Below are 11192 nucleotides of genomic sequence, written 5' to 3'. Positions count from 1 at the left end.
GCGTCTCCACCGTGCTCAATCTCGAAGGGCTCGACGCCGAGGAAGGCGGCGGCACGCCGCATCTGGTTCTCGGCGTCGAGCCCTTCGAGATTGAGCACGGTGGAGACGCGATGCATGCGCGCCCGCTCGCCTGCCGCCTGCAGGCCGCGCTCGGTATGCTGCTCGGCATCGATCACCAGATGGCCGTAACGGTCGCCCAGCGAAACGAAGTCGCCCTCGGGATCGATGATGGTCTGCTGCACCCAGGGCGCGCTCTGCTCCAGCAGGCGCCGCAGCAGATGCGACTTGCCGGAGCCCGAATTGCCCTGCACCAAAAGGCGCGTCGCGAGCAGTTCCTCGAGATCCAGCTTCGCCGGGGCGCCTGCGGTCGTCTGTCCCATCTCGATCGCAACGGTCATCTCGACTCAGGCGCTCCTTTCGCAGACGGGCTTATCAACTGGGTCACGGCCCGTCGAGCGTGCATGACCGCCCGCGGCGTGTTGCGCACAACTGTGCAGGCACCGTCTGGAGGGGTCATCAGCCGATGCCTGGCGCAAACTTTGGGTTGACCCCTTCGGACCACGAGGCGACACTCCTCCCAACGCTACGAGTGCGAGGAGGAATGCGATGGACGAGCCCGAACGGTGGCGCCACATGTCGACGGCGCCGAAGGACGGCAGCCGCATCCTGGTCACTGTGCGTCCGTCCGAGCAGGGACCGGCGGAAGTCGACCTTGCCTATTGGTCGCGTGCCGACCAGTTCGCCTCGGAAGGCTGGCGCGCGTCGGACTCTTCGCCCGGGCGCGTCATCGAATACGCCGACCCGGAACTGAAATGCTGGATGCCGCTGCCCACCGCCAACCTCAGCCGCGCGTCGATGCCGGCGCCCTGGGAAGGCGAAGACGCCCAGCAGTTGGATGGGTCCGGGATTTGAGGGGCGCAAGAAATTGGCGAAAGCCGCAAAGCTGCCAATCTCCCCCCTCGTGGGGGAGATTAGCAGTTTCGTTGCCAGCTCGTTAAAACTTGCCTCTCAGAACAGGAACGCGGCTGTGGCGGGGTTGGGTCCGTTGCGGCCCTCGGGCGAATCCATGCCGCGGATCGTCTGCAGGTCCTGCGCATCCAGTTCGAAATCGAAGACATCGAAATTGGCGGCGATGCGATCCCTGCGGATCGACTTTGGAATGACGATCAGCCCCTCCTGGAGATGCCAGCGGATGATCGCCTGTGCGACGGACTTGCCATGTTTTTTGGCGATGCCTGCAATGGTCGGATCGCCGAGCAGCCGGCCGCTGCCCAGAGGGCTCCAGCTTTCGATACGGATGTCGTGCTTGGCATGAAAGTCCCTGACACCGCGCTGCTGGAACTGGGGATGCAGCTCGATCTGGTTGACGACGGGCGTCACGCCGGTCTCGCCGATGATCCGCTCCAGATGGTCCTGGTTGAAGTTCGAAACGCCGATCGATTTGATGCGGCCGGCCTGCCTGAGTTCGACCAGCGTCTTCCAGGCCTCGACATATTTGTCCTGGCTGGGCACAGGCCAGTGGATCAGGAACAGGTCGATCTGTTCGACGCCGAGCTTCTCCATCGTCTCGTCGAAGGCGCGCAAGGCCGCATCGCGCTGGTGCGCGCCGTTGCGCAGTTTCGAGGTGATGAACAGCTCAGCCCGCGGCACGCCGGCACTGCGGATCGCCTCTCCGACCCCTTCCTCGTTCTGATAGCCTTCGGCGGTGTCGATCAGGCGATAGCCGGCCTCGATGCCCCAACCCACCACGTCGGCGGTGATGTCCTGGTCGACCTGCCACACACCGAGGCCGAGTTGGGGAATGGCGGAGCCGTCGTTCAATGCAATCTGTTCGGGCATGGTGGGCTGTTCAGGCATGAGGGATCCTTTGCAAAGCTGGGCCGGGCGTCCGCCCGGCGCACAGCCTATCTAGGTCCGACAAGGGGCAACGGCCAGCCGACAGCGGACAAATTGCCGTGTGAAGTGCGCCTGCAAGTGTGACTTCGGCGTCGGCCGCATCCTCACCGCGGCCGGCGCACCGCCCGCACCACCCCGGCGGATGTGCTGCCGCAATAAAGGCGGTCGCCGCCATCGGATTCCAGCCCCGACACACCCATCCCGGCCGGCATGTCGAGCTTCTCCAGAACCTTGCCTGATTTCGGGTCGACGCGGCGCAGGTCGCTCTGGTCGCCTTCCCAGGTGGCGTGCCACAGCTCGCCCTCGACCCATGTCACCCCGGTGACGAAGCGGTTGGATTCGATGGTGCGCAGGATCGCACCGGTTTCCGGGTCGACCTGGTGGATCTTGCGTTCGCGGTATTGTCCCACCCAGAGCGTTCCTTCGGCCCAGGTCAGCCCGGAATCGCCGCCACCACCGGGCGCCGGAATGGTCGCCAGCACCTGGCCGGTATCAGGGTCGATCTTCTGTATCAGGTCGTTGGCAAGCTGGAAGAAATGCTGGCCGTCCCAGGCGGTGCCGGCATGCGCCGCGACATCGATCGAGCGCAGGTTCTGCCCGCTCTCCGGATCGAAGGCGTTCAGCTTCTCGCCCGAGGCAAACCAGACATTGTTGCCGTCAAAGCTCACCCCATGCACCCTCTCCACATCGGCAAAGGGCCCGTATTCGCGCAGGATTTCGGCCGTTGACTGTTTCATGTCCTTGTCCTCACTGAGATCCGATGTCACTTCCTAACCGTTCGGCAGCGGTGCCGGGAGTAACAAGGTGGTCGTGAATCCCACCAGTGGAGGCGTCATCCAGCGGCGCGCCCGGCCGTGACCGAAAAACTGCACCTTGCCGGCCTCGCCAAGCTGCTCCAACGCCCGCTGCACGCTGCGTTGGCCGGTGCCAAGCGCCAGCGCCAACGCCGAACTCGCCCAGGATTCACCGTCGGCAAGGAAAGCCAGCACCGCCGCGTGCCGCTCCTCGATCGGCCGCGCCAGCACCAGCACCTCGCGTGCCTGGCGCGGCGCCAGCGCAAAGCCCTGGCTGGTGGCGCCGATGTCGGCCAAGCCCCGCAATTCGGTGCGCAGCCGGCCGATCTCGACCCGCAGCCGCGCCCGATGCGATTCATCGGCGTGCCTGCCGCCGAAGGCTTGCGCGATCAGCGTTGCCCTCGACACATCGCCTGGCCACGCTTCGGCGAGCGTACGGGCCAGCGCGAACAGAACCGGGCGCGTGGCCAGCGAGACCGTTTTGTCCTGTTGGCGCACGACATATCGGAAATTATCGACCAGCAGCGCCGGCGACGCCTGCAACGCCTCGACGTCCTCAAGCAGCAACGGGCGCTGCTCGCCAGCCGCGATCAGCCGTGCCGCCGGCGTGTCCAGCGCCAGGAATGCGCGGTCGACTTCAGCGATGAGCCCCGCAATGCCGGCCTGGCGGGCGGCGTGGCGTGCCCACTCCAACGCCCTGCGCGCCGGCTTCGTCTTGAGGCGCCGCATCGCGATGCCGGCGACGGCAAGTTCGTGGGCGGCGCGCGAGGCCGGCGGAAGCGGTGCCGGGTCGAGCCCCGCCAGCACGTCTTCGGCCTCGTCGAGACGGCCGATCAATAGCAGGCGCCGCACCTTGAGATGGCCGGCATGCGCTGCGTTCAGCCGGTCGCCATGCTTTTCCAGCGTCGCCCGCGCCGCATCCAAAGCCTTGGCCGGCCAGCCGAGATCCCGCGAGACCAGCGCGATCTCGGCCTCGGCAACGACGCATCTGGCACGCGCTACCGCCTCTTTCGGGCCGAAGCCGCGCGCGGCACGCCGCAGCAGCGCCTTGGCGCGATCGAGATCACCGAGCTGCGCCATGGCAATGCCGCGCAGCGCCAGCGCCGGCGGGTCTTCGCGCAAGGCGACGCGATCCAGCGCGCCGAGCGGGTCGCCTCCGGCCAGTGCCAGCGCAGCCGCGGTGATCAGCGAATCCATTCAAATCCCGTCACACTTGTAACTCCCACCCTTGTGCGTCGCCGCCCTAACTTAAATCCGTACCGTCAACCGGCAAGCCGCATCGGCAACTATCGGCAACGCACGGCACGCCAAGGGAGAACCGACAATGCCAACCGACACTCCTCTCCACCCGGCCGAAGGCACCGTGAGGATGCGCCACCCCTGCTGCGACGGGCCGGCTCCTGCAAATCCCGTCACACTTGTAACTCCCACCCTCCCGCTTCACCGCCCTATTCTGGCTGACAGCAAGCGACAACAGACTGGCAAAGGAGACGACCAATGACCAAGCACATCGCAATGAAGACCCCGCCCATCGTTTCGAGGCAGGACTGGGAAGCCGCCCGCGAACAGATGCTGGTGAAGGAAAAGGCAACACTGCGCGCCAAGGACGCATTGGCCGCCGAGCGCCGGCGCATGCCGTGGATGGAAGTCGACAAGGCCTATGTGTTCGAGGGACCGAACGGCAGAGCGAGCCTGCTCGATCTGTTCGAAGGCCGCCGCCAGCTGATCGTCTATCGCGCCTTCTTCGAGCCCGGCGTGCATGGCTGGCCCGATCACGCCTGCCGCGGCTGTTCGCTGGGCGCCGACCAGGTCGGCCACCTCGCCCATCTCAACGCCCGCAACACCACGCTTGCCTACGCTTCGCGTGCCCCGCAGGCCGACATTGCGCGGCTGAAGCAGCGGATGGGCTGGCAGATGCCCTGGTACACAATCACTGACAGTTTCGACAAGGACTTCGGTGTCGACGAATGGCACGGCCACAACGTCTTCATCCGTGACGGCGATCGCATCTTCCGCACCTACTTGATTAACAGCCGCGGCGACGAAGCGATGGGCACCGTCTGGAGCTATCTCGACGCGACGCCGCTCGGCCGCCAGGAAATCTGGGAGGATTCGCCCGAAGGCTATCCGCAGACTCCACTCTACTCCTGGTGGAACTGGCACGACAATTACGACGCCGGGGCCGACAAGAAATGGGAAGAAGTGTCTGCTGCCGGCGAGGCCGCGTTCAGGGACAAGGGCGAGCAGTAACGGTTGTCCAGTCTGGGTTCCTCTCCCCACTCCCTGGAGAGAGGAACCTGTCGTGACTGGCATGATCATCAAGGATCAAGGCGATGAGCGATATCCACACAGGTGCCGGCAGCACGATCCCAGAAGCCGCCACCCTCGGGCTGGCCGACTGGCTTTGCCTTGCCGCGGCACCGACCTTCGCCGTGATGGCGCTGCTCACCTGCATCTTCAGCGGCGATGCGGCCATGCAGTGCATGGGCACCGACGCCTCGCCCCTCACGGGCATGGCTGCGATGTATCTGCTGATGAGCGCCTTTCATCTGGCGCCCTGGCTGCGGGTGATCTCCGGCCGGCAGGCCCGCTAGGCCCTTCCAATTCTAGACACCCCACACATCGGAGAAGACAATGAGACTGGTCAGGCTGAGAGCGCCGGGCGGCTTGGGCAATCTCGACCTGGTCGAGGAAGATCCGCCCCAGCCAGGGCCGGGCGAGGTGCTGGTCAGGATCCGGGCCTGCGCGTTGAACATGCGCGACGACTTTGCCGTGCAAGGCAAGATGCCTCTCGCCGACGGCCGCGTTCCGCTCTCCGACGGCGCCGGCGAAGTAATTGCCCTCGGCGACGGTGTCGATGCACTCAGGCCCGGAGACAGCGTCGTCAGCGTCTTCTATCCTTGGTGGCTGGGCGGTGACATGACGCCCTCGACCCGGCGCGACATTCCGGGAGAAAGTTTCGACGGCTTCGCCAGCGAGTATGTCTGCATGCCGGCGCATGCTTTCACCAGGGCACCGGCAGGCTATACGCATGTCGAGGCGGCGTCGCTCACCTGCACGGGCGTTACTGCCTGGCGCGGCCTGATTGTGTGCGGCAAGGTGAAGCCGGGCGACGCAGTGCTGGTCCTCGGCTCGGGCAGTGTATCGTTGTTCGCGCTGCAATTCGCCAAGGCCGCCGGCGCCCGGGTCATCGCCACCTCATCCGACGAGCAGAAGCTGGAAAGGCTCAAGCGCCTCGGAGCCGACGCCGTCATCAACTACAAGTCCGTCCCGGACTGGGGCCGCAAGGCCAAGGATCTGACGGGCGGGCGCGGCGTCGATCACGTGATCGAGGTCGGCGGACCCGCCACGCTGGCGCAGTCGATTGTCGCCTGCCGCACGGGCGGTCACATCGCGCTGGTCGGCGTCCTGACCGGCTTTGCGGCGGAAGTGTCTATCCCAGCCCTGTTTTCCAACCAGATCCGCATCAGCGGCATTTCCATCGGCAGCCGGGCCGACCAGGAGGATATGATCCGCGCGATAGAGTCCAACAGGCTGAAGCCCGTCATAGACCGCCACTTTCCGCTGCAGGACATCGCCACCGCCTTCGCGCATTACGAATCCCGAAAGCATTTCGGCAAGGTCTGCCTTGACGTTTGAGCGTCCTCCGCCAGCAGCACGATGAAGGGGACCGCCGGGGACCGCGCCTTCGTCGTGATCCTGCCTAGGTCGCGATGTCGTTGACCGGCAGCAGGGGCTTGGGAAGGTCGGTCTCGCCGAGCCCGCTACGCAACTCGATCTCGATGTCGCGGCAGATCTGCGAGATCGGAACGTCGTTGGCGTTGCCCTCGAACGGGTTGGCGCTGCTTTCGCCGACCTGGTCGAGAGACATGTAGGCCCAGCCGAGCAGCGTGCTGAACGGGATCGTCAGCCAGATCGCTATCGACCCGAGCGCGCCACCCAGTTTGCCCATATCGGCAAAGACGGGAACGACCCCGAACGGCAACAGTGTGCAGAAGATCATCACGAACATCGAACTGACGATGGCGTATTGCCGGGGATAGGGATTGTTCTTGATGCGATCGCAGCGCGCCTGCTGGTCATGGAAGTCGCGGATCAGCTTGGTCAGTTCGCCATAGATCTGAGGAGGGAGCTTTGTGTCCTTGAACAGCGCATTGACCTGGACAGATTGCAGTTCGAGCAGGGCTATCGCCGGCTGGGGCGATTTCAGGACGTCCTCGGCCTGTTCGGCGAGCAGCGGACGCAATTCGTCGCCGACCGAGCTCGCATCCTCATGGATACGGTAGCGCCGCCGGTATTCGATATTGGCGGCCCGCGCCATGGACTCCCATGGCATCGGCCGGCGCAGAGAAAAGCGCAATGCCGTCATCCAGGCGATGTGGCGATAGATGAGCTGCCTGGCCGTCGGCGCGTCGAGGAAATCCCTGCAGAAATTGGACCACAAACGGCTGCTGGCCGTAATTTGCGTAAAAGCCTGCAGCGCGTCGCTGCTGCGGGTGAACACCTGCGAATTCTTGAACCCGGCGACGAGTGACACGGTGGTGCCAAGCACCAGCACCACCGACCATGGCACCGAAAACCCGGCGATGCCTGGAAGACGGTAGGCCGCCACGGCCAGACCGCTCACCACCACCATGTAGATGACGCTGCGCCGCGACCACAGCGCGAAATCGATCAGTTTGTAGGAACGGCCTACATACATCGTATCCCCTCAACTCATCGATAGGTCTGGTTTTGCACGGCCGGAATCTGGTCGCCTCATTGTGCCTTTGCAGCCCCGAACCGCAACCCGTCCATCAACAGCTTGACCAGCCGGCGCGAGCGGTCGCGCCATTCGGGGGTGTCGGGCGCTGAATAGATGCCGCCCAGCGCGTGCAGCACGTCGGAAGCGTCGACGTCGCCGCGGATGGTGCCGTCGGCCACCGCCGCCTCGACCAGGCGTCGCAAGGCTTGCGACACCCGGCCGAACGTGTCGGAAAACAGCGTCGAATTGGTGGTGAGCACAATGCGCAGGCTGGTCGCCAGGCCGCGCTTGGTGGCGATGTAGTCGACGAAGCGCTGCATCCACTGTTCCAGCGCGACATCGGACGGATGTTTTTGGGCAAGCTCGCCGGCGGCCGCGCACAGCGCCTCCACCTCACGACGATAGACCACCTCGACCAGATGCTCGCGCGTCGGGAAATGCCGGTAGAGCGTGCCGATGCCGACGCCGGCGCGGCGCGCGATCTCCTCCAGCGAGCCATCGATGCCGCGCTCGGCAAAGACTGACACCGCCACCTCGACCAGCCGGTCGCGGTTGCGCCGCGCATCGGCGCGCAGCGGCTTTGCGTCTACGGCCTCGGCCTTCTGTTCAGCAATGGCGGACGGCTCGCTGGCCAATTTTTTCTCCACATCGTGTCAGGGGGCTTGAACCCGGCAGGGTCAGCCACCACGTAATAAACGGAGGCGCCTCCGTTTTAGTGGAGCACCTTTATCATATAATCAGGGGAACCGGTATGTCACGTCTTTCGAACACGCAAGCCGACATCTCCCCTGCCCGCCTGCCTCGCGGGAGATCCGCCATCTCCGCTTTCGCCGTCAAGACCTGACCCAACGGTTACCTTGCCCTTCTGCGGCAAGGCACCAGTTCAATCCCATCCGCGTCAAGCAACTGGAGCCAGACGCCCATGACCAGCCTTCCCATTACCCTCACCATCAATGGCCACCGACACCAACTGGAGGTCGATCCACGCGTAACCCTGCTCGACCTGCTGCGCGAGCGGCTCGATCTCACCGGCACCAAGAAGGGCTGCGACCGCGGCCAATGCGGCGCCTGCACGGTGCTGGTCGACGGCAAGCGCATCAACTCATGCCTGGCGCTGGCGGTCAGCCATGACGGCGCCCAGGTCTTGACCATCGAAGGCGTCGCCAACGGCGAGGAACTGCATCCGGTGCAGGCCGCCTTCATCGCCCATGACGGCTTCCAGTGCGGGTTCTGCACACCCGGCCAGATCATGAGCACGCTCGGCCTGATCGCCGAGGGACAGGCCGGCGACGATCCCGAACGCATCCGCGAGGGGCTGAGCGGCAACATATGCCGCTGCGCGGCCTATGGCGGCATCGTCGAGGCCGTCCTGGAAGCCCAGCAACAGCTTGTCAAAGCCGACCGGAGGACCGCGGCATGAGAGACTTCGATTACATCAGGCCCGCCACCATTCCCGACGCCATCGCCGCGGCAGCCGAGCCGGGCTCGGCCTATCTCGCCGGCGGCACCAATCTGCTCGACCTGATGAAAGGCGGCATCACCAGTCCCGAGCGTATCGTCGACATCTCCCGGCTGCCGGAGCTCAACCGCATCGAACGGCTGGACGATGGTGGCCTGCGCATCGGCGCGCTGGTCCGTAATGCCGAGCTTGCTTACGATCCGGCGTTCGCCAAATCCTATCCGGCGGTGGCCGAGGCGCTGCTGTCGGGTGCTTCGGCGCAGCTTCGCAACGCCGCCACCGTCGGCGGCAATCTGTTGCAGCGCACGCGCTGCAGCTATTTCTACGACACAGCCAGCGCCTGCAACAGGCGCGAGCCAGGCGCCGGCTGCGATGCGCTGGGCGGCGAAAACCGCCTGCACGCCGTGCTCGGCTGGAGCGACGCCTGCATCGCCACCCACCCGTCGGATTTCTGCGTGCCGCTGGTGGCGCTCGACGCCGTGGTCGAGATCGAAGGCAAGAAGGGCCGGCGCCATGTTTCGCTGGAGGAATTTCACCGGCTTCCCGGCGAAACGCCGCAGCGGGAGAATGCGCTGGAGCCCGGCGACCTGGTCGTGGCGGTGCGCCTTCCGGCGGAGGCTGCCTCCTTCTCCGCCAATGCCCGTTACCTCAAAGTCCGCGAGCGCACCTCCTATGCCTTTGCCGTCGTATCGGCCGCAGCAGCGCTTGTCGTCGACGGCGGCAAGATCCGCGCCGCAAGGCTGGCGCTGGGCGGCGTCGCGGCCAAGCCGTGGCGGGCACGCTCGGCGGAAGCCGTCCTGCTTGGCGCGGACGCCAGCGAGGCGACCTTCGCCAGCGCCGCGGACGCTGCCTTGGCCGATGCCAGCCCTTCCGGCGACAATGCCTTCAAGATCGAGCTTGCCCGCCGCATCGTGATCAGGGCGCTGATGTCTGCGCTTTCGGGAACGCCCGAGCGTCTGCCGGCCCTTCCTGCCTCCCCGTTCTCGAACATTCCTGGAGCGCGCCATGACGCTTGAACTCAGCCTCAACCAGCAACCCGCCCATGCCCGGCAAGGCTCCAGCATCGGCCAGCCGCTGACCCGCCGCGACGGCTTTCTGAAAGTCACCGGAGCCGCGCGCTATGCCGCCGACAACCATCCGCCCGGCATGCTCTACGCCGTGCTCGCTGTCTCTAGCATCGCGCGCGGCCGCGTCGCTGCGCTGGATGTCGAGGCGGCCAAGGCACACAAGGGCGTGGTCGAGGTGATGACGCCCAAGAACCGGCCAGCGCTCGCCGCCGATCCGGACGCCAAGGACCATCCCTTCATGTTCCGGCTCGACCTCTTGCAGAACGACCAGGTCCGCTACCCCAATCAGAGCATCGCCGTGGTGATCGCCGAGACGCTGGAGGCGGCGACCGAGGGGGCGGCGCTGCTGTCGCCGCGCTATGAAGTGATGCCGGCGCGCGTTGGCCTCGACGGCGCCGAAAGTTTCGTGCCGCGTGCTGTCGGCGTCGGCGGTCCGGCCGTGCAGCACAAGGGCGATGTCGAGGTCGGCCTTAAATCCGCAAAGACGCGGATCGAAGCCACCTACGAGACGCCGGCCCAGTACCACAACGCCATGGAGCCGCATGCGATCGTCGTCGCCTGGGAAGGCGACACACTGTCGATCGACACACCGAGCCAGGGCCTTGCCATGGCGCAGGGCCGCATCGCCGGCCTGTTCGGCATCGCGCCGGAGAACATCCACATCCGCAGCCCGTTCCTGGGTGGCGGCTTCGGTTCGAAAGGCATGATCTCCGGGCCGCAGGTGCTCGGCATCCTGGCGGCGCGTCTCGTCGGCCGTCCGGTCAAGCTGGTGCTGCAACGTGAGCAGATGTACGGGCCGGTCGGCCACCGTGCGCCGACGCGCCAGACGCTGCGCATGGGCATGGATGGCGAAGGGCGGCTGACGGCACTCGACCATCACGCCAAGACCGCGTCGAGCACGTTCGACGATTTCTTCGAACCGGCGGCGGATGCCTCGCACACGCTCTATGCCAGCCCGGCCATCGCCACCTCGCACGATGCGGTGCGGCTCGATACCGGTACGCCGCTGTTCATGCGGGCGCCCGGCGAAGCCACCGGCTCGATCGCGCTGGAGAGCGCTATCGATGAGGCAGCCTACGCCTGCGGCATGGACCCGTTGGAATTCCGGCTGCGGAACTATGCCGAGGTCGAGCCGATGACCGGCAAGCCGTTTTCCTCCAAGGCGCTGCGTGAATGCTACAGGCAAGCGGCCGAGACGTTCGGCTGGGCGAGCCGCCCGCTTCAGCCTCGGC

General features: G+C 65.7%; 13 protein-coding genes. 7 read left to right on the top strand and 6 right to left on the bottom strand.

Annotated features, from left to right (window positions below):
- Positions 1-398: helicase HerA domain-containing protein (locus EN914_RS09820; RefSeq protein ID WP_164778697.1), on the bottom strand; the 398-nt coding region annotated here is incomplete at its 3' end.
- Between the two features lie 208 nt (positions 399-606).
- Between EN914_RS09820 and EN914_RS09815 the strand changes: the two genes are divergently transcribed.
- Complete coding sequence (locus tag EN914_RS09815) at positions 607-912, top strand: hypothetical protein (protein WP_013530714.1); 306 nt, start codon at positions 607-609, stop codon at positions 910-912.
- A gap of 96 nt (positions 913-1008) precedes the next feature.
- Here the strand turns inward: EN914_RS09815 and EN914_RS09810 are convergent, their stop codons facing one another.
- From EN914_RS09810 to EN914_RS09800, 3 genes are all read right to left on the bottom strand, one after another.
- Positions 1009-1857 carry an aldo/keto reductase gene (locus EN914_RS09810; RefSeq protein WP_013530713.1) on the bottom strand — a complete coding sequence of 283 codons (849 nt, stop codon included), beginning with the start codon at positions 1855-1857 and terminating at the stop codon, positions 1009-1011.
- A gap of 143 nt (positions 1858-2000) precedes the next feature.
- A complete protein-coding gene (locus EN914_RS09805) occupies positions 2001-2633 on the bottom strand; it encodes a PQQ-binding-like beta-propeller repeat protein (RefSeq protein WP_024501659.1) in 633 nt (210 codons plus the stop codon).
- A gap of 33 nt (positions 2634-2666) precedes the next feature.
- Entirely contained in the window at positions 2667-3887 is a 1221-nt protein-coding gene (locus EN914_RS09800) for a hypothetical protein (RefSeq protein WP_024501660.1), read from the bottom strand.
- Positions 3888-4187: 300 nt separating this feature from the next.
- Between EN914_RS09800 and EN914_RS09795 the strand changes: the two genes are divergently transcribed.
- From EN914_RS09795 to EN914_RS09785, 3 genes are all read left to right on the top strand, one after another.
- On the top strand, positions 4188-4940 hold the full coding sequence (locus EN914_RS09795) for a thioredoxin family protein (protein ID WP_013530710.1): 753 nt from the start codon (positions 4188-4190) through the stop codon (positions 4938-4940).
- Between the two features lie 83 nt (positions 4941-5023).
- Positions 5024-5284, top strand: coding sequence for a hypothetical protein (locus EN914_RS09790; protein WP_024501661.1), 261 nt, complete (start codon positions 5024-5026; stop codon positions 5282-5284).
- A gap of 40 nt (positions 5285-5324) precedes the next feature.
- Positions 5325-6329, top strand: coding sequence for an NAD(P)-dependent alcohol dehydrogenase (locus EN914_RS09785; protein WP_024501662.1), 1005 nt, complete (start codon positions 5325-5327; stop codon positions 6327-6329).
- Positions 6330-6393: 64 nt separating this feature from the next.
- Here EN914_RS09785 and EN914_RS09780 read toward each other — a convergent pair whose 3' ends face one another.
- A complete protein-coding gene (locus EN914_RS09780; RefSeq protein ID WP_024501663.1) occupies positions 6394-7392 on the bottom strand; it encodes a bestrophin family protein in 999 nt (332 codons plus the stop codon).
- Between the two features lie 56 nt (positions 7393-7448).
- On the bottom strand, positions 7449-8069 hold the full coding sequence (locus EN914_RS09775) for a TetR/AcrR family transcriptional regulator (protein ID WP_024501664.1): 621 nt from the start codon (positions 8067-8069) through the stop codon (positions 7449-7451).
- A gap of 287 nt (positions 8070-8356) precedes the next feature.
- Between EN914_RS09775 and EN914_RS09770 the strand changes: the two genes are divergently transcribed.
- The 3 genes from EN914_RS09770 to EN914_RS09760 form a co-directional block, all read left to right on the top strand.
- Positions 8357-8854 carry a (2Fe-2S)-binding protein gene (locus EN914_RS09770; RefSeq protein ID WP_013530705.1) on the top strand — a complete coding sequence of 166 codons (498 nt, stop codon included), beginning with the start codon at positions 8357-8359 and terminating at the stop codon, positions 8852-8854.
- A complete protein-coding gene (locus EN914_RS09765; RefSeq protein ID WP_024501665.1) occupies positions 8851-9909 on the top strand; it encodes a xanthine dehydrogenase family protein subunit M in 1059 nt (352 codons plus the stop codon). The genes EN914_RS09770 and EN914_RS09765 overlap by 4 nt, the downstream gene beginning before the upstream one ends.
- The coding region (locus EN914_RS09760) for a xanthine dehydrogenase family protein molybdopterin-binding subunit (RefSeq protein ID WP_164778696.1) at positions 9899-11192 on the top strand (1294 nt) is incomplete at its 3' end. The genes EN914_RS09765 and EN914_RS09760, both read left to right, overlap by 11 nt.

The sequence above is a fragment of the Mesorhizobium sp. M7A.F.Ca.CA.001.08.2.1 genome (assembly GCF_003998455.1).
Lineage (GTDB): Bacteria > Pseudomonadota > Alphaproteobacteria > Rhizobiales > Rhizobiaceae > Mesorhizobium > Mesorhizobium ciceri.
The sequence above is the reverse complement of the archived record's forward strand: the minus strand, read 5'-3'. Positions and strand labels throughout refer to the sequence as shown.